The sequence below is a fragment of the Marinobacter sp. S0848L genome (assembly GCF_023016065.1).
In the GTDB taxonomy this organism is placed as follows: domain Bacteria; phylum Pseudomonadota; class Gammaproteobacteria; order Pseudomonadales; family Oleiphilaceae; genus Marinobacter.
Genome location: NZ_JALKAQ010000002.1, coordinates 173,125 through 190,631, shown reverse-complemented (window position 1 = coordinate 190,631; position 17,507 = coordinate 173,125). Strand labels below are relative to the sequence as shown.

Here is a 17,507-nt window from a genome sequence, read left to right as displayed (position 1 = left end):
CGCACTGGGGGTGCACCAGTGCCACGACTTGTTCCAACCGAACTCGTCAGACCGGCACTATCCTGGATCAAAGGATGAGAAGGAAATCTAATCATGAAACTCATAAAACAATTATTAAACTCGATTATTTTTGCCGCAGCGATCGCATTAACACCCATATCAGCCAACGCTGTCCCGATAGAACTCTCCTTGGTTGTTGATGCATCAGGGAGCATCAATTCTTCTGAGTGGAACTTGCAAATGCAAGGGTATTCCAATGCCTTAACCGCCGTTCTCCCAACAGATGGCTCAGTTGCAGTATCTGTAGTGCGATTTGGCAGGACAGCATCGGTGGTCCGCGCAATGACCACAATAGCAAATAGCACAGACGTTACCAATATCAGCAACTTCTTCCTCGGGCTTAGCAAATCTGGTAATGGCAGCTCAACATGTATCTCCTGCGGCATAGTTGCTGCAGAGAGCACGTTCACAGGCAGTGCGCTGCGCTCAATTATCGATGTTTCAACAGATGGAAGGTGGAATCGCGGCGTTGACCCGGCCGGATCAGCGGGAACAAATGGCACGTCAGCTTGGGCCGTAGATAATGGCAAAGCTACGGTTGTCAACGCTATCGGCATAGGTACCGGGACAGCGCCGGACTTCGCCTATGGGCCGGATTCATTCTCATTACTTGCTAGTGGCTTCGATACTTTCGAGAAGGTACTGATTGAGAAACTTAAAAGGGAAATCAATCCTGTTCCGGTTCCAGAGCCAGCAACTCTAATTCTTATGCTGCTTGGCTTGGCAGGTATTGGCGCTGCGAAACTACGTACTCAAACTGCATGAACTAAACGGCATTAAAGCAGCCTCGTTACAGTGTTCGACCTGCTTTAATGCCACCTCGAATTGACTATTACTCTAAAGAACACCTCAAGGCGCCACCTGATGAGCCTCCGGCATCTGTTTGATCGGCAGAGAAATCAAGTTCAAATTGGCCCCGCCGGACGGAATAATCAGAGGGATCTCAACCATACCTCGAAAAATCTCGGGAATATTCTTAAAATCCACCTTGGCAGACAGTTCAACGGCTTTTAAAGTTTCAAGGGTTACCAGCAATCGCCCGTCGTCCGGGCCTTCGTCAATCAAGCCGACAAGATGGCCTTGAGGATTGTCGTCGGTTGGTACATGCCGAATCCGGACGATGGCTGGCCCGGTATTCTGCTCTCCTACCCCGGTCAAAAATACGCTAACCCCTGTGGTGGCGATGACCGTTGGATACACTTTGACTTCAACGCCTTCTTTCCCGAACACGTCTGGATCAATCGGCCCTTCGAATTCAATGTTCAGCCCATAGGTTTTGTACAGAAACTTGTCATCAGGGCAATCGCCACTTAAAGATGGATCACACCCGATCCTTGTCGGGATCGAAGGAACACCCAAGAAACTGGAATTGCCACCGGCTAAGATGGTGGTCGCATTCTCACTGGGCCGGTAGGGTGTTGGGGCCGCCTCACCTCTGGGGTCCAGCTTATGGTTAAACGGCTCCCGGCAATTATTCCGAGATTCGCAATCAAGAACTGGAGGCGTTGATTGCTGAATTCCAACCGGCCGGGAATATTCTCAGTGAGGATACTTCCGTCTTCGTTAACCGAATCCACCCTGAACGTATCCCCTATTCGCACCGTGGTTATATCGATTGATTGTGAAATCCGGAAGTTCAAACTCCAGAACTTGGTGAGGAATAGCATTCCCTGCAAGGTCTGTAAGATTGGAGTTGAGCTCTAACAAGTAACGCACACCGTGTTGCAGACCACCCTCAGGGTTAAGGCTCACCGATGCGCCGTCCACCCATTACTTTACAGGCACTTCGCTTGCGCCGGCTTTCTGAATGACACCAGACTCAACCGATAAAGCCAAAACAGGCTCATCGAAAAACAGGGTTACCGGATCACCGGGCCGGTGCATTGCATCGCGATCGGGCATGAAATCGTATTTTCCATCAGACCCGGGCGACCAGCTCACAAGCTTCGGCGCATCCCGGTCTGGCGCTCGGTTGTCAAACGCTTCCATCTGCGCATCAATCGAGGTGTCGGCAGTTATCTGGAAGGCCACAGTAGAATCCGCGACCTCCCGGCCTAACAGGTTCGGCTTCAGCACCGCCATCACATCAATGGTTCAAAGGCCATCCGTCACCCGGGCGATGCCTACCATTTCGATGTGCGGCAGGTTCTGCGTTAAAGCTGTGTTCGTGCTAGCCGCTTCTGTGATCATTGCCGCATCGCTAAACAATCGAACATGGCTTGGCGCGTCCACATGGTCGGTATAAGGGTTCGGGATTAAATAACCCGTGGCATCGCTAATCGTAATAACATTCAATGCGCCAGAACGAAGGGATTGACCGGCATCTTCATCAAGCACTGAGACAGTACCATTGGCTTTCACATCGATGGAGCTGCCAATCAATCGAGTGCCCCGCGGCACTCGGATCGGCAACGGCTCATCGGGTCTGAATGCCGGCGCATAGGCTAACTCACTGTACAGACCACCGCTGCTCTCTGAGGCATCGGTAGTACCAAGCAACATCGAATTCAAAATCACACCGTTGACGGGCTGTCCGTTCAACTTGGACAAGACCAAGTCCGCATTCCCTTCCGTGATGCCCGGGTCGGTCACGTTCTGAAACTGAACAACCACCGGCTCCGTTTTCATCGCCTTGAATTCCGTTTTACTGCTTAGATGCTCTCCGTTGACGGACGGAAGCGCTTGAGTGTTCAAAGTGTAGCGTTCGCCACTGGCCAGCTTATCCCCGGGCAAGCCACAGTTAGCGGCACTTTCGGCAACGCAGGGGTCAACGGTAATTCGGCGATCCTGAACAAACACGTCTGCCTGTACCGAATTGCCCTTATCATCCAAAAGCTCAATCTTGCCGCCCAACTTCTGCCAATCCGGATGAACCGGGTGAGTCAGCTCAATGCGAAACGAAGCGAAGTCTGACGGTTCGAATAGAGTGTTCGGAATGGCCGCCCTTTATCAGAGAGCACGGTTTTGTCGAAGATAAGTTTATACTCGGTCCCAGTATGCAGTGGCTCTGCCGGCATGAGGCTAACGCTATACCCGCCATCGATTCGTTCAAGCGAATAGTCGATCACATCCGTGCCGGTCTTCAGCGACGGCTGGGCGTTTACCTGCAAACGCTCTTGGCTCGTCTCACCTTCGAGCGTCGAAAGCGCTTTCAACTCTGCCCGGGATTCCAACGTTAACCGGACAGAACCCCCAACCGACACGCCTTCGGTAATCGTAGTTGCCCCGTGTCTGCAGTTTCGGAGCGGAAGGGCATCATCTCTTTGCCGTACTTTTCCAGGCCAATCATTACACCTACATAGACGGGATGCCTCTTACGGGTCAAAGACGCAAGATTCGATTTGAAACCAAGCAATACGTGTTGAGTCGGCGAGTAGGTCGCGGAAGCTGCACTGTTAAACAACGAAAGCCCTTGGGCTGTGGCGACATCCTGGGGCATTAACCCGTAACTGGTCCCCAAATTACCCATACTGGCATCGGCATTTGAAACCACGAGCCCGCTGGTAAGAGCGGCGCACAACTGCACTGCGCGTCTTGGCATGATTGCAAATCCTACGTTCTTATTGTTAGTCGGAATATCCTCGATCATTAAATGATCAGCAAAACAATACAGCCTCTGATCACTGAAATCAGCAGTTCCACGTACGCTTAACAGGCCAAAACAACCAACCGCTATGATTCTGAATTTCCGTTCTAAAAAAATAGCCGGAAAAACTGGATGCTTGGGCCGTGTCTACTATTCTTGTGGGAAGTATGCAGATGCGTAGCTGAAGACAACACATCTTCAACTTAGAGGTGAGATGTTGAAAAGGAGTTGAGCGTGACAACCGGAAAAAAGTGCGCTTGTGCAACGGGTATCATGGCCTTGGCAGTGATCGCAGACCACCCCGAATTGTTTGAAACCAAATACTTGGATCCATACTATTATTACGAATGGGCGTTCAATTTCGCTCAAGATTACGTGTTGCTGGCAGGGTTCTAGCGCTTAACCCTCCCGTTTTTCCTCTTCCTGCTCTTCTTTTTCAAGTTGAGCTTTTCGGGCGCGGATTTTTTCCAGCTTCTCTTCCGGAATTTTCATATTGGCACTGTCTCTGAGAAACAAGAGACTACCAATCACCATGGCAAACGCAGCTAATATGAAGAGCCATCCTACGAGCGGCATTACCGTTCTCCTTTGCAGGTTTTACTTCAGTGTACACCCTCTCCTCCGATTGGTTAACTCTGTCCCCAAACAAGAAACCACTTGTCCCGCCTTGTGTAGCTTCGTACCATTGCCCCGATCTTCGCAGCTTCCAGGACACCCGATGCGCAAACAGATTGATATCACCGTTGATTCCGCTCAAAGCGCCGTGGATGCGCTGGCGCAAGCGTCGGGGCTACCCAAGCAGCGCATAAAAGACGCAATGGCGAAAGGGGCGTGCTGGTGGACACAGAAAGGCAAGAAGGTTCGGCTTCGAAAGGCCAAACGGGAACTTAAAGTAGGTACGCGCATCGAGCTATTTTATGACGATCAGGTGCTATCAAAGATTCCCGAACCTCCGAAACTGGTCCAAGCCTTTCGGAGTTACAGTGTTTGGTTCAAACCCCACGGTCTTCTTTCCCAAGGTTCGCAATGGGGGGATCATTGCAGCCTGCTTCGCTTGGCAGAAGTTGAGCTGAATAAGCCCTGTTTTCTGGTTCATCGCCTAGATGGTGATGCAGCCGGCTTGATGTTAGTTGCTCATGACGGCAAATCCGCAGGCGCACTTTCACAACTGTTTTCGGGCCGTACGGTATCCAAGATCTATCGGGCTACAGTAACAGGCCCGCTAATTGCGGAAGATTTAGTGATTGATGCGAAATTGGATGGAAAGGAATCCATTAGTCGAGTGACAACACTGAATTACGATAGTGAGGCAGACACTACGGTGGTAAAAGTGGCCATCGAAACCGGCCGCAAGCATCAGATTCGACGGCACCTTGCAGGTATCAATCACCCTATTGTCGGCGACAGACTTTACGGGACGCCAGATGCAGCCGGTTTACAACTTGAAGCCGTGCATCTGGCGTTCGACTGCCCGTTGCTAAAGCGCAGACAGTCTTTCGGTCAAACTTTGTAAAAGTCTCGATACCAATCCACGAAGTTGGCAATGCCCTCTTCAACCGGTGTGGCCGGCTTGTAGTCTACATCGTTGATCAGATCATCAACGTTGGCATAGGTAGCCGGCACATCACCGGGCTGCAGCGGCAGCAAATTCTTCTGTGCCTTCTTACCCACTCGCTCCTCGATAATTTCAATAAACCGGGACAGCTCAACCGGGTTATTGCTACCGATGTTGTAGATGCGGTACGGCGCCTTACTGGTGCCGGGGTCTGGCTGAGCACCTGACCACTCCGGGTTTGGCTCGGCCACGTGGTCCAGCGTGCGGATTACGCCTTCAACGATGTCATCAATGTAGGTGAAATCGCGACGGTGCTGGCCGTGGTTGAATACATCAATCGGCTCGCCCGCCAGAATTTTCTTCGTGAAGATAAACAGCGCCATGTCCGGGCGGCCCCAGGGACCGTAGACGGTAAAGAACCGTAAACCGGTGGTCGGCATGTTGTACAGATGGCTGTAGGTGTGAGCCATCAGCTCATTAGCCTTCTTGGATGCGGCGTACAAGCTCAACGGGTGATCCACGTTGTCATGCACTGAAAACGGCATGGTTTCGTTAGCGCCGTACACAGAACTGCTGGACGCATACACCAGATGCTTCACGTCGTTGTGACGGCAACCTTCCAGAATGTTGGTAAAGCCTACTAAATTGGCATCGATGTAGGCGTGGGGATTCTCCAGTGAATAGCGCACGCCGGCTTGGGCTGCCAGATGCACAACACGCTCTGGCTTGTGCTCGCGGAACAGCGCTTCCATTGCTTCCCGATTCGCAACGTCTTCACGCACTTCGGTAAAGCCCGGCTTATCCAGCAACCGCGCCAATCGCGCTTCCTTGAGGTTGACGTCGTAATAGTCGTTAACGTTGTCCACACCAATCACTTCATCACCGCGATCCAGCAGCCGATGAGCCAGGTGTGAGCCGATGAATCCAGCAGTGCCCGTTACGAGGATTTTCAAAATCTGTTCTCCAAAAAAATGGCGCCCGAAGGCGCCTTTATAACTTGCTTAGAAGTCCACGCCGATACTTGCAAACGGGCCGGACAGCTTCACATCCAGTCGATCATCGTCGTCTTCGTAGTCAATCGCCATTTCGCGGTAACCGGCGCGCAGGCGCAGTACTGCAACGTCAAACTGACCGTACACATTGACGTCGTACAACGAATCACCGCTGTAGGAAATCACGTTGCCTTCGCCACCAACCGATACGCCGGTGAACGGTAGGTCGAAGCGAACGGACGCGTAGCCCATGGGGAGCACGCCATCAACGGAGGTTTTACTAACTTTGGCACTATCACTTAGGTCGCGCAAAATCAGCTCAGCATCCAACTTCCTAGCAGTTAGGCCGAGATCTAGGTTCACCCAGTTATCCAACACTTCGTAATAAAAGGTCGCATCGAGTTGGTCGATGTCGAGGTCGGATTTAACGTCAGCATCAGCACCTATAATGTCAAAGCCAGCTAAACCAACTTTGCCGCGGCCACTTTGCGAAATACCGGTGTAATTCAACCGTACGTTTGGCAGTACCGGGATGGGGTGTTCAAAGTTAGCGGTAAAGTTGGCGTTGCCGTCGCTGCTCATGTTGAGGTCTTTGTCGATATCGACAACGTCGCCTTTGTTGACCACATCACCGGAAAAATCCGAGTTCCAGTAGCTAACACTTGCTCCCGCACCAACTACATCAGCGCTGGCCAACGGAGCGGCAAGTACCAAAGAGCCACCCACAGCAATCATCAATTTACGCATAACACACCCTGTCGTTTGGTTATTTATTATAGTGATCAGTCAAAACTGATACCGAGACGACGACCTACTTCTTCGTAGGTTTCGATCACACTACCCAGCCCCTGACGGAACCGGTCTTTATCCATCTTTTTACGGGTTTCCTTATCCCAGATACGACAGCCATCCGGGCTGAATTCGTCACCCAAGACGATCTTGCCTTCACTACGGCCAAATTCCAGCTTGTAGTCCACCAGCAGCATGCCAGCTTCATCAAACAGCGCCTTAAGGACATCGTTTACCTTGTAGGTCAGCTCTTTCATCTGCGCCAGCTCGGCTTCTGATGCCCAGCCGAAGCTCACAGCCAATGACTCGTTCACCATTGGGTCGTGCAGAGCGTCGTCCTTCAGGAACAGCTCGTAGGTTGGCGGGTTCAGTTCAACACCCTCTTCCACGCCAATTCTGCGGCACAGGCTGCCCGCGGAAATGTTGCGCACAACACATTCCACCGGAATCATATCGAGCTTTTTCACCAAAGATTCAGTATCAGACAGCAACCCTTCAAAGTGAGTCGGCACACCGGCCGCCTCAAGCTTCTCCATGATGAAGGCATTGAACTTGTTGTTCACCATGCCCTTGCGGTTCAGCTGTTCTTTCTTCTCGCCGTCGAAGGCGGAGGTGTCGTCCCGGAATACCAGAACGAAACGATTGGGGTCATCGGTGCGGTAAACAGATTTTGCCTTGCCCGCGTATAGCTCTTCGCGCTTTTCCATTAAGGTCTCCAAACGGTCAGCGGCCTGCCCGGCCACCCCGTTAATCAATACAGATGTTCAAACAATTTGGTAAGCAGGTCGGCACGGGTTTGTTCACCATTATAGGTGTCAACGCGCTCTGCCGTAACCACCATGGCAGAGCCTGCCTGGCGGATTGTTACCGTGTGAGTATGAGTGAGCTTGTCGTCGTCGCTGAACCATGAGAACCAGCCAGGAGAACGTTCGTCTTCAGTACGGAAATCCACCTGAACCCAGCCGGCACTGCGATCAATATCGACAATGTTCGCGCCAATTTCTTCAAGGGAACGGTTCACCTCGGCCCAGGTACGGCCGTAATCGAGCTCCACTTCAACAGCTTTCGCCTTTTCGTCTTCCGAAACCAAACGAACCAGTGGTTTCGCCACCATCCCGGAAGCCGCTCGGGAGAACGATTTACTGTCTTCTCGCTGTTTCAGAAACTCTGCCAGTTCACCCAAGAGCTTTTTCTGAAGCGCTTGCGAAGGCTCGTTGTCCGTTGAATCCGTGTTCCAGGCGACCAGACCCTCAGGCTTTTCATCGAACTCTAATACCCGAGCACGAATTTCCGTGGTTTTCCGGCGAATACCGGGAGCCAGTCTCAGTTGCACAAGCACCTTGGGCTCAGAGGCACCGGGCGCATTATCCAACTCAAGCAGCGTTCTCGCCGCTATGCTGAAATTGGCCAATTCGCTTTGCAAAACACCCAACTGGGGGCTGTCGTGCGCAACACCCAACCCTGACTGATTCATCCACGCACTCGCAGCTGGCCACAATCGCCCCGGCACATCATTCACCAGCAACCACAATCGGCCGTCCAACTCTTCAATAACGTAGTTCTCGTCGAGAATATCAGACGTCATATCAGGAGGACGGGGAATGGAAGACGGGTACATTCGGCGGGAATCATCCGTACGAATGCTGCGAATTGGCATAGCTTCGCCCAAACGGGAATTGTCATAGCCGGCAGGCACCTCAATGGGCGTACCTTCAGGTGCATTCACATAATCTTCGGAACGGTCGTGCAGAAAGCCACAGCCTGCCAGTGTGCCAGCAAACACAAACCCGGCAACAGGCCGGGCTAGGGATACAAGTTTGTTACGGGTTCTTCCAGGAACCTGCATCGGGTTACTCCGGTTGAAGAGAAAAGGGGTTGGCCTCAGAGAACACCTGAAGCCTTGAGTGCGTCTTCCACTTCACCGTGGAACTTATCGCTGAGCGGAGTCAGCGGCAAACGAATCCCTTCACCGATCATGCCCATATGCTGTAGAGCCCATTTAACCGGAATCGGATTCGCTTCCAGAAACAGCTTGTGATTCAGCGGCATAAGCTGTTCATTCAGACGGCGCGTTTCCTCTTCGTTGCCGGCGATGGCGGCCTCACACAACTGAGCCATGCCTTTGGGCGCCACGTTGGCCGTTACAGAAACGTTGCCTTTGGCGCCGGCAAGCATCAACTCTGCAGCGGTAGCATCGTCACCGGAGTACACCGCCAAGCGCCCTGCCAAACCTTCAATCAGCTCGGTCCCGCGGGGGATATTACCGGTCGCGTCTTTGATGCCCACAATGTTGGGAATGTCTGCAAGACGCAGCACCGTTTCGTTCAGCATGTCGCAAGCAGTCCGCCCCGGCACGTTGTATAGGATCTGGCTCATGCCCGGTACCGCTTCGGCAATGGCCTTGAAGTGCTGGTACAAGCCTTCCTGGGTGGGCTTGTTGTAGTACGGCACGACCAGCAAGCACGCATCGGCACCCAGATTGTGCGCTTCAGTCGTCAGATCAATCGCTTCCCGGGTGCTGTTGCCGCCGGTACCGGCGATCACAGGAATCCGGCCATCCACTCGTTTTATGATATGGCCGATAACCCGACAATGTTCTTTCGGGTCCAAAGTGGCGGACTCACCAGTGGTGCCCACAGCCACAATGCCATGAGTGCCATTTTCGATATGAAAGTCCACTAGTTTGTCCAAATCTTCCCAGTGGATGTCACCATTGGGATGCATGGGCGTAACTAGTGCGACGAGGCTACCCGTAATCATAAAAACTCCGTCCGAATAAAACCGATATGGTAATGTTGGGCTCGAACTGACACAAGGGAATTAAAGGAGATGTCATGTCATCCGTAGCATTGAATCAGCCTGTACCCGATTTTCAGGCCCAGGCCACCGGTGATCAATCAATTACCCTGGCGGACCTTAAGGGTAAAAACGTCATTATCTACTTTTATCCGAAAGACAACACCCCCGGATGCACCACAGAAGGCCAGGATTTTCGTGATCGCATGGAGCAATTCACTGCTCTGAACACCGAAATATTCGGTGTATCCCGAGACAGCTTGCGAGTGCACGAGAACTTCCGGGCCAAGCACGAATTTCCGTTTCACCTGATTTCAGACAAAGACGAAGACCTGTGCAAGCTTTTTGACGTTATCAAACTCAAAAAGCTTTACGGAAAAGAGCATCTGGGTATTGAGAGAAGTACTTTCCTGATCGACAAGAAAGGCGTGCTCCGTCAAGAGTGGCGTGGCGTTAAAGTGAAAGGCCACGCCGACGAGGTGCTAGACGCGGTCAAAGCTCTCTAGCCTTTAAACCTTCGCCGCCGGTGAGGAAACATCGCTCTTCACCGGCCAGGCTGCAAACACAGCTTTAAGCATTGTCGCCAAAGGGATAGCAAAGAAAACACCCCACAAGCCCCAGACACCCCCAAAGAACAACACGGCCACAATAATGGCGACCGGGTGCAGATTATTAACCTCCGAGAACAAAACCGGCACCAGCACGTTGCCATCCAGTGCCTGAATAATGCCGTACACAACCATCACCCATATGAAGTGGCTACCCCACCCAAACGCAAACAGCCCGATCACCGCGACCGGAATGGTGACCACAGCAGCACCGATGTAAGGAATAACGACACTCAATCCCACCAGCAAAGACAACAAGGCCGCATAGGGCATACCTAACACTTTGAATGCAATGTATGTCACCGACCCCACAATCAGGATCTCAACCGCTTTACCTCGGACGTAATTGGCACACTGCAGGTTCACTTCGTGCCAGATACCGATCATCATCGGGCGCTGCTTTGGTAGCAGGCGCGCAAACGAGTTAATCAGCAACTCCCGGTCTTTCAGAAAGAAAAACACCAGAATTGGCACCAACACCATATAGATCAGCAGCGCCACCAGATCCGGTATGCTGGACAACGAAAACGACACCAACCACTGGGTAATATGGGCAACTTCGCTAGACACCTGCTGATACACCGCATTGACCGCGTCCGCTGAGATCAGGTGCGGGTACTCATGAGGAAACACCTCCAAATAGGACTGGAGCTCACGGATAATCCTTGGCGCTTCCTTCGCCAGATTCGACACCTGCGACCAAACCAGCGGCAGCAATCCGAACAGGAAGCCGACCAGCACACCCAGAAACATCAAAAATACACTGATGACGGCAATGAAATCCGGTACGCCCCACCGCTGCAGCTTGAGCACCAACCCTTGCAAAATAAAAGCAACGATCAAAGAAGCAATAGCAGGTGCCAGCATGGCGCCGAACCAAACAATAAAAACGGTGCCCGCAAGCAAGATAAGAAACAGCACCACTGCTTCTTCGTCTGAAAAATATTTATTCGCGAGATCTCGCAAGACTCTGATCATGAAACGCTCCGACGATTATCCGCCGCACTCTATCACGAACCGGTATTCACCGTTATCTTCCTTATAGCTAAGGAGCTCGTGTGCGGATAATTTTATGTAGGCAGGAATATCCCGTGCTGACCCGGCATCAGTCGCAATCACCTCCAAACGCTCGCCAGCAGCCATTGCATTGAGCTCTAACTTGGTTTTCAGTAGGGGCATAGGGCAACGCAACCCACTTGCATCCAGAGTTCTGTCAGCCATCTTGGGAAACACCATTAATATTCATTCAACAATGGGCAGGCATTATGCCGACAGTGTTACTCTAATGCATCAAAACAGTTGGTAATGCTGCCCGGGATCATCGGGCAAGGCACCCTAGAGCCATTCGTAACGCACATCACACACTTATGTTGAGGCAACATCAAAGTCCATGACGCTCCTTCGTAACAATCGCCGCTCTTTGACCTGTTTCATTGCGGCCGCTCTGTTTACAGCGTTTGTCGCAACATCCATGGTAAAGGCTGAACCAACCCCCCTGCCCTCGTTCGGCGGCAGTGGCGGCCTGATTGCTGGCCAACAGGAAGCCAGCATCGGGGAGCAGGTGATGACATCTATCCGGCGATCGGCACCGCAGGTGCAAGATCCATTGGTATACGACTACTTGTACAGCGTGATTTACCGACTCGTACCGTCCGCCCCGCTAGATAACCGAAACCTGAAACTGGTGCTCATCGACAGTCCCGCTTTGAACGCATTCGCCGTGCCGGGTGGCGTAGTCGGGGTTAATGGCGGGCTTTTTCTCAGCGCCACCACAGAACAACAGTTTGCGTCGGTACTCGCCCACGAATTGGCCCACCTGAGTCAGCGCCACTTCGCACGCCGCATGGAACAGCAGGAAACCAGCGCCCCGTTAACATTGGCCGGTATGATCGCGGGCATCGTGCTCTCTGCCGTGACTCAATCCGACATTGGCATTGCCGCCATAGCAGGAACACAGGCTATGGCTATTCAAAACATGCTGTCCTACAGCCGGGCTCATGAACAGGAAGCCGACCGGGTAGGCCTGGACATTCTCGCCAATGCCGGCCTTGACCCACGAGGCATGCCCGAGATGTTCGAAATCATGATGCGTCAGAACCGCCTGCAAGGGAACAAGATGCCCGAATATCTATCCACACACCCTCTGACTCAGAGCCGCGTTTCTGACACGCAAAACCGGGCTGAGCAGTATCCCAGCAAAACGGTGCACGATAGTCAGGAGTACCACCTGATGCGCAGCCGCTTGCAGGTTCATTACGCCAAAACACCGGCATCGGCGGTCGAAATATTCGAGTCGTACCTGAATCGAGACGACACTAAAAAGAATGATGCAATACGCTACGGGCTTGCCGTGGCCTATAAAGAAAACAAGCAGCTGGCCAAAGCGGAAAGCATTCTGCAGGAACTTCTTTCGAAAAACCCGGGGCGCATTACCTTCCAGGTAACGCTTGCCGAGATCTATACCGAGCAGAAGCGTTATGAAGATGCCCGACAAATCCTGAAAACGGCGCTCTCACGCAACCCTGGAAATTATCCGATCACCTGGGCGCTAGCCGGGCTCGAGATTGCGGATGGCAACGGCTCTGCAGCCGCTCGTTATTTAAAAGATCTAACCCGCCAGCGCCCCTCCGGCGATCAGATTTGGCTCCGACTTGCGGAAGCGGAAGGCATGGCGAGAAACATTGTCGGCGTCCATCGAGCGAGAGCCGAATACGATGCACTGCGGGGGGATTACCGTTCCGCTCAGCGCCAGCTCAGACAAGCTCAGGAAAAGCTGCCCGCAGGCTCAGCAGAACGGCAAGTGGTTAGCGAGCGGCTGAGCGATATCGCCAGCCGCATTCAGCAAGCTAACAGGTCCTGACAAGGACCTGCTAACCCATCAGGAGGCGTTGCCGGCCGCCTTGAGGTTCATACCTGCGGTGAAATCCAGCATGCGCTTGAGTGGGCGCAAAGCGTCTTCACGGAGGGCAGAATCAACGTGTACTTCCTGATCACCGGTTTCCAGCACATGAAGCAGGTTTTCCAAACCGTTCATCGCCATCCAGGGGCACTGCGCACAACTCCGGCATGTGGCGCCGTTGCCAGCGGTAGGTGCCTCGATCAGTGTTTTATTGGGTGCCAACTGCTGCATTTTGTAGAAGATGCCGTTGTCAGTGGCGACAATAAACTCTTCATTCGGCATGCTCTGCACGGCGTGGATCAACTGAGACGTCGAGCCCACCACATCGGCCATTTCTACGACTGCGTCTGGCGACTCGGGGTGCACCAGAATCGCAGCATTCGGGTACAGCGCTTTCAGGTCTTCAAGCCCTCTGGACTTGAACTCTTCGTGCACAATGCAGGAACCGTCCCACAACAGCACGTCGGCGCCGGTCGTTTTCTGAACGTAATGGCCCAAATGTTTGTCGGGTGCCCAGAGGATCTTTTCTCCCCGCGCATCCAGATCTTCGACAATTGCCTGCGCACAGCTTGAGGTGACTACCCAGTCTGCTCTCGCCTTTACGGCCGCCGAGGTGTTGGCATACACCACCACGGTTCGGTCAGGGTGCTGATCACAGAATTCTGAAAACTCGTCCGCCGGGCAGCCTACGTCAAGCGAACAGGTCGCTTCCAGCGTTGGCATAAGCACGCGTTTTTCAGGGTTTAGTATCTTCGCTGTTTCGCCCATAAACCGGACACCGGCCACGACCACGGTCGTGGCTGAATGCTGGTTACCGAAACGCGCCATTTCCAAAGAGTCAGCCACACAGCCGCCTGTCTCTTCAGCCAATCGCTGAATATCAGGGTCGGTGTAGTAATGAGCAACCAGCACAGCATCTTTGTCTAAAAGTACCTGTTTGATGCGGGCCTCAAGCTCGGCTTTCTCGCTAGTGCTGAGAGGCTTAGGCTCAGCGGCATGAGCCAGGTGTTCCTGAACAAGGATACGGTCTTGCGCTCGTGTCATTGATGGATCTCTGCGTTGAACGTTACAGGCCGAGTATATCACTTCCCCATTTGAATTGAGGACAGTGAGACATCTCCCCAAAAACTGCAGACAAAAAAAAAGAGCCCGAAGGCTCTTTTTTCGAGCAAAACCACAATTCCGGCTTTGCTGTGTTGGTGGGTCGTGATGGATTCGAACCATCGACCAATTGGTTAAAAGCCAACTGCTCTACCAACTGAGCTAACGACCCATAACTGGTATTGCCGGTTTTTCACCCGACGAACAACGGACATATCCGATGTTCTGAAATTGGTGGGTCGTGATGGATTCGAACCATCGACCAATTGGTTAAAAGCCAACTGCTCTACCAACTGAGCTAACGACCCAATGGAGACGCGTATATTAATGATATTTTTTTGCTGATCAACCCCTTTTTCAGGGTTTTTTAATTTTTTTCAGATACTGTCTAAACAGCGATCAACTTGGTGGTTATGCGACCAACTTCACGCTTCATCCAGAAACTTTCGGGCCAAATTGGCTGCACTGGAATCGGGGTAATGATCGACCACCATCTGCATCCGACGTTTAGCTTCGTCTTTTTCACCCAACTTGTCGAGCGTCACACCTAATTTGTACACCGCATCGGCAGCTTTTCGGTGATCATCGTAGCGGGTCGCTACTATGGTAAAGGCTTGCTTGGCTTGCTCCAGCTGAGGTTTAGCAAGATACACTTCGCCCAGCCAATAATAGGCATTCACCGTCAAGTCGCCTTCCGGATACTGATCAACGAATTCGTATAGCTGAGTGATGGCTTCGTCATAAGCCTTTTGATTGCGGATCAGATCAATAATCTGGTTATAGGTTTTCCGCTCCTCCGCATCCGGAGCCCTATACTTGCGCACTTCCGGCTTCGCCGATGACGTCGTAGCCTTACTTGCATCCCCACGGGATGACGAGGCCTTCTCTTCCAGTGTTTTCGACAAATCGAGTATACGCTGGTCGAGATCTACGTAGCGGTCCCTTCCCTGTTGCTGCAGCTTGCGGATTTCATATTGCTGCTCCTCTACCTTACCCTGAAGCCGTCGCACATCACCCTGTAGCTGCTGAATCATATAAAACAATTCGGCAGTTGCCTGGCTATTGCCAGCGTTGCGCTGGGCTTCTGAAGCAACATTTTGGAATGCAGGCGTCGACGACTGTGCAGAAACAGCTCCCGCCAGGCCGAGGCCTAGCGGGATGAGCACGGCCGCCATGAGTGTTTGTCTCATGGGTCAGTCCGTTTTAACGTTAATTACTTGAAAATCAGCTCAACACGACGGTTCTGAGCGTAAGCGCTTTCGCCTGAACCACGAACCACCGGCTTCTCTTCACCATAGCTTACGGTTTCAATCTGGCCACGTGAAGCACCATTCACAACCAGGAAGCGCTCGACGGCTTTGGCACGACGCTCACCCAGTGCCAGGTTGTATTCCTTGCTACCACGCTCATCTGCGTGACCTTCCAGACGAACCTGCTGGCGCGGATTACCGGACAAGAAACGGGCGTGAGTCACCAGCGCGTTGCGAGCCTCTTGCTTGATCTCGGAGGTGTCGAAGTCGAAGTAGAAGGTGGTGATGTTACGCAAGGCTTCCTGCTCTGCTTTCGCACGGGCCTCGGCGCGCTCTTCGTCACTCAGAACCGAAGAGGAAACGCCTTCACCGTCTTCTCCGCCGTAAACGGTAGAGCCGCCTTCCTGATCAATCGCAGCGACATCTGAGCCGGAGTCGTATCCACCATCTTCCATGGTGTCACCGGTCGAGCTACAGCCCGCAACCAGACCAAAAGACAACAACATGGCAAATGCTTTGTTTTGTGCAGACAGCTTCATAAGTACTTTCCTTCTTTAGGTGACATTTACTTTCTTAGCTTTCAGGGGTTAGCGAGTAATCGGTCCCCACGCAGGCTCTCTCACTTCGCCCTCAGACGCAGGCAAGCTATAGGCTGCACCGCCATCAGCGGAAACCACAGTAAGCACGCCTTTCCCGCCTTGCTCAGTGGCATAGATCAGCATGCGGCCGTTCGGCGACACGCTGGGAGACTCGTCCGTTCCGGTGCGGGTAACAATGAACTCCTCTTCGGTTTTCAGGTTCCGCCGCGCTATATGGAAAGAACGATCCCGTTGGTGCACGTAGTACACGTACTCACCCTTGGAGTCCGGGCGCGGGCGTGCGTTATAACGACTACCAAAGGTAAGCCGCCGCGCTTCCGCTCCGGGCCGTTCCATGTAATAAATCTGTGGGCCACCGGATCGGTCAGAGGTAAAGAACACGCCCTTCCCTGCGTGATCCCACGCCGCTTCCGTATCAATGGCCCAATGGTTGGTAAGTTTCGTAATCCGGCCACTGGCCAAATTCTTCTCGTACACCTCGGCGTTACCGTCCTTGGAAAGCGTCATTAACAGCGACCGCCCATCCGGCGACCACGCCGGCGCAGAATTCAGCCCGGGAAAATCAGCGGCCTTGGTGCGCTTGCCGGTAGCCAGTTCGTGAATATAGATAGCGGGCTTGCCGGTTTCGAAAGACACATAGGCCAGCTTCTTGCCGTCCGGCGACCACGAAGGCGACAGAATAGGCTCGTCGCTTTCCAGGCGCACCTTCGAACGTTGCCCGTCAATGTCACTGACGTGCAAACGATAGACGCTATTCTTACCGGTGCCCGAGAGCGTGACATAGGCCAACTTAGTGGAGAAAGCGCCGGGCTCGCCGGTAATCGCCTCGTAGACGCGATCGCTGATGTGATGCGCGAGAGACCGGACATTTCCAGCAGGCGCTGCAGCGGTTTCGCCTAAAATGCGTTGCTCTCGATTCACATCAAACAACTCGTAACGGGCCTCAATTTTTCCGCCCTTATTTGTAAGCTGACCAACCAAAACATAGCGCTGCCCCAGCATGCGCCAGTCACGGAAATAGACTTCCGAACGCTCGGAAGGCAGGCTCAGCATTTTAGAAGGATCTAACGGCTTAAACTCGCCACTCATTGTTAAGTCGGCCTGCACAATGCTGCTGACCTTATCGCCGGCTGGCATGGCTCCGCTCTCCGCGAACGGAACGACCGCGACCGGAATGGCAGAGTTTGCGCCCTCAGTAATTCTAATCAGCAACTCTGCACGGGCACTCGATGCAACAAAGCACATAACCAGCAACCAGCCAATCGCGGTTAG

Annotated in this window: 21 protein-coding genes and 2 tRNA genes; 5 read left to right on the top strand and 18 right to left on the bottom strand. The window is 52.8% G+C overall.

All coding sequences use genetic code 11. The features are described from left to right. The first annotated feature begins 93 nt into the window (after positions 1 to 93). Entirely contained in the window at positions 94 to 825 is a 732-nt protein-coding gene (locus tag MWU64_RS04035) for a DUF1194 domain-containing protein (protein WP_247061318.1), read from the top strand. An 84-nt stretch (positions 826 to 909) separates the two neighbouring features. Here the strand turns inward: MWU64_RS04035 and MWU64_RS04030 are convergent, their stop codons facing one another. The 4 genes from MWU64_RS04030 to MWU64_RS04015 form a co-directional block, all read right to left on the bottom strand. Beyond that, positions 910 to 1,419: a hypothetical protein gene (locus MWU64_RS04030; protein WP_247061316.1), complete on the bottom strand. Its 510-nt coding sequence runs from the start codon at positions 1,417 to 1,419 to the stop codon at positions 910 to 912. Between the two features lie 411 nt (positions 1,420 to 1,830). Continuing rightward, positions 1,831 to 2,091, bottom strand: a complete 261-nt coding sequence (locus tag MWU64_RS04025) for a hypothetical protein (RefSeq protein WP_247061306.1) — start codon at positions 2,089 to 2,091, stop codon at positions 1,831 to 1,833. 63 nt (positions 2,092 to 2,154) lie between these two features. Beyond that, positions 2,155 to 2,913, bottom strand: coding sequence for a hypothetical protein (locus MWU64_RS04020; RefSeq protein ID WP_247061304.1), 759 nt, complete (start codon positions 2,911 to 2,913; stop codon positions 2,155 to 2,157). A gap of 322 nt (positions 2,914 to 3,235) precedes the next feature. Next, positions 3,236 to 3,601 (bottom strand): hypothetical protein, encoded by a 366-nt coding sequence (locus tag MWU64_RS04015; RefSeq protein WP_247061302.1) that lies wholly within the window; start codon positions 3,599 to 3,601, stop codon positions 3,236 to 3,238. 279 nt (positions 3,602 to 3,880) lie between these two features. Here MWU64_RS04015 and MWU64_RS04010 point away from each other — a divergent pair, with 279 nt between their 5' ends. Next, on the top strand, positions 3,881 to 4,042 hold the full coding sequence (locus MWU64_RS04010; RefSeq protein ID WP_247061300.1) for a hypothetical protein: 162 nt from the start codon (positions 3,881 to 3,883) through the stop codon (positions 4,040 to 4,042). A gap of 3 nt (positions 4,043 to 4,045) precedes the next feature. Here the strand turns inward: MWU64_RS04010 and MWU64_RS04005 are convergent, their stop codons facing one another. Continuing rightward, positions 4,046 to 4,222: a DUF2897 family protein gene (locus MWU64_RS04005; protein ID WP_247061298.1), complete on the bottom strand. Its 177-nt coding sequence runs from the start codon at positions 4,220 to 4,222 to the stop codon at positions 4,046 to 4,048. A 142-nt stretch (positions 4,223 to 4,364) separates the two neighbouring features. Here MWU64_RS04005 and MWU64_RS04000 point away from each other — a divergent pair, with 142 nt between their 5' ends. Next, on the top strand, positions 4,365 to 5,159 hold the full coding sequence (locus MWU64_RS04000) for an RluA family pseudouridine synthase (RefSeq protein ID WP_247061296.1): 795 nt from the start codon (positions 4,365 to 4,367) through the stop codon (positions 5,157 to 5,159). On the opposite strand, the gene MWU64_RS03995 is transcribed toward MWU64_RS04000, so the two are convergent. The 5 genes from MWU64_RS03995 to dapA are packed head-to-tail and all read right to left on the bottom strand — an operon-like array spanning position 5,147 to position 9,742. Further along, on the bottom strand, positions 5,147 to 6,154 hold the full coding sequence (locus MWU64_RS03995) for an NAD-dependent epimerase (protein WP_247061288.1): 1,008 nt from the start codon (positions 6,152 to 6,154) through the stop codon (positions 5,147 to 5,149). The genes MWU64_RS04000 and MWU64_RS03995 overlap by 13 nt on opposite strands. A gap of 48 nt (positions 6,155 to 6,202) precedes the next feature. Next, complete coding sequence (locus MWU64_RS03990) at positions 6,203 to 6,940, bottom strand: TIGR04219 family outer membrane beta-barrel protein (RefSeq protein ID WP_247061286.1); 738 nt, start codon at positions 6,938 to 6,940, stop codon at positions 6,203 to 6,205. Between the two features lie 35 nt (positions 6,941 to 6,975). Then, positions 6,976 to 7,689: a phosphoribosylaminoimidazolesuccinocarboxamide synthase gene (purC, locus tag MWU64_RS03985; protein ID WP_247061284.1), complete on the bottom strand. Its 714-nt coding sequence runs from the start codon at positions 7,687 to 7,689 to the stop codon at positions 6,976 to 6,978. Positions 7,690 to 7,733: 44 nt separating this feature from the next. Further along, a complete protein-coding gene (gene bamC, locus MWU64_RS03980) occupies positions 7,734 to 8,828 on the bottom strand; it encodes an outer membrane protein assembly factor BamC (RefSeq protein WP_247061282.1) in 1,095 nt (364 codons plus the stop codon). 35 nt (positions 8,829 to 8,863) lie between these two features. Continuing rightward, the gene (dapA, locus tag MWU64_RS03975; RefSeq protein ID WP_247061280.1) at positions 8,864 to 9,742 is read right to left on the bottom strand and encodes a 4-hydroxy-tetrahydrodipicolinate synthase; all 879 of its coding nucleotides are present in this window, start codon (positions 9,740 to 9,742) and stop codon (positions 8,864 to 8,866) included. A 74-nt stretch (positions 9,743 to 9,816) separates the two neighbouring features. Between dapA and MWU64_RS03970 the strand changes: the two genes are divergently transcribed. After that, positions 9,817 to 10,284 carry a peroxiredoxin gene (locus MWU64_RS03970; RefSeq protein WP_247061278.1) on the top strand — a complete coding sequence of 156 codons (468 nt, stop codon included), beginning with the start codon at positions 9,817 to 9,819 and terminating at the stop codon, positions 10,282 to 10,284. A 3-nt stretch (positions 10,285 to 10,287) separates the two neighbouring features. Here MWU64_RS03970 and MWU64_RS03965 read toward each other — a convergent pair whose 3' ends face one another. Both MWU64_RS03965 and MWU64_RS03960 read right to left on the bottom strand, forming a co-directional pair. Continuing rightward, a complete protein-coding gene (locus MWU64_RS03965) occupies positions 10,288 to 11,364 on the bottom strand; it encodes an AI-2E family transporter (protein WP_247061276.1) in 1,077 nt (358 codons plus the stop codon). Positions 11,365 to 11,379: 15 nt separating this feature from the next. Further along, complete coding sequence (locus MWU64_RS03960) at positions 11,380 to 11,607, bottom strand: sulfurtransferase TusA family protein (protein WP_247061273.1); 228 nt, start codon at positions 11,605 to 11,607, stop codon at positions 11,380 to 11,382. Positions 11,608 to 11,857: 250 nt separating this feature from the next. Here MWU64_RS03960 and MWU64_RS03955 point away from each other — a divergent pair, with 250 nt between their 5' ends. Beyond that, complete coding sequence (locus MWU64_RS03955) at positions 11,858 to 13,246, top strand: M48 family metalloprotease (protein WP_247062043.1); 1,389 nt, start codon at positions 11,858 to 11,860, stop codon at positions 13,244 to 13,246. An 18-nt stretch (positions 13,247 to 13,264) separates the two neighbouring features. On the opposite strand, the gene nadA is transcribed toward MWU64_RS03955, so the two are convergent. From nadA to tolB, 6 genes are all read right to left on the bottom strand, one after another. Next, a complete protein-coding gene (gene nadA / locus MWU64_RS03950) occupies positions 13,265 to 14,329 on the bottom strand; it encodes a quinolinate synthase NadA (RefSeq protein ID WP_247061272.1) in 1,065 nt (354 codons plus the stop codon). A gap of 153 nt (positions 14,330 to 14,482) precedes the next feature. Next, a tRNA-Lys gene (locus tag MWU64_RS03945) sits at positions 14,483 to 14,558 on the bottom strand. A gap of 60 nt (positions 14,559 to 14,618) precedes the next feature. Next, positions 14,619 to 14,694, bottom strand: a tRNA-Lys gene (locus MWU64_RS03940). A 117-nt stretch (positions 14,695 to 14,811) separates the two neighbouring features. Further along, positions 14,812 to 15,576, bottom strand: a complete 765-nt coding sequence (gene ybgF, locus MWU64_RS03935; protein ID WP_247061270.1) for a tol-pal system protein YbgF — start codon at positions 15,574 to 15,576, stop codon at positions 14,812 to 14,814. Between the two features lie 23 nt (positions 15,577 to 15,599). Then, positions 15,600 to 16,175, bottom strand: a complete 576-nt coding sequence (gene pal / locus MWU64_RS03930; protein WP_247061268.1) for a peptidoglycan-associated lipoprotein Pal — start codon at positions 16,173 to 16,175, stop codon at positions 15,600 to 15,602. A 48-nt stretch (positions 16,176 to 16,223) separates the two neighbouring features. Next, on the bottom strand, positions 16,224 to 17,480 hold the full coding sequence (tolB, locus tag MWU64_RS03925) for a Tol-Pal system beta propeller repeat protein TolB (RefSeq protein ID WP_247062041.1): 1,257 nt from the start codon (positions 17,478 to 17,480) through the stop codon (positions 16,224 to 16,226). Between the last annotated feature and the right edge of the window lie 27 nt (positions 17,481 to 17,507).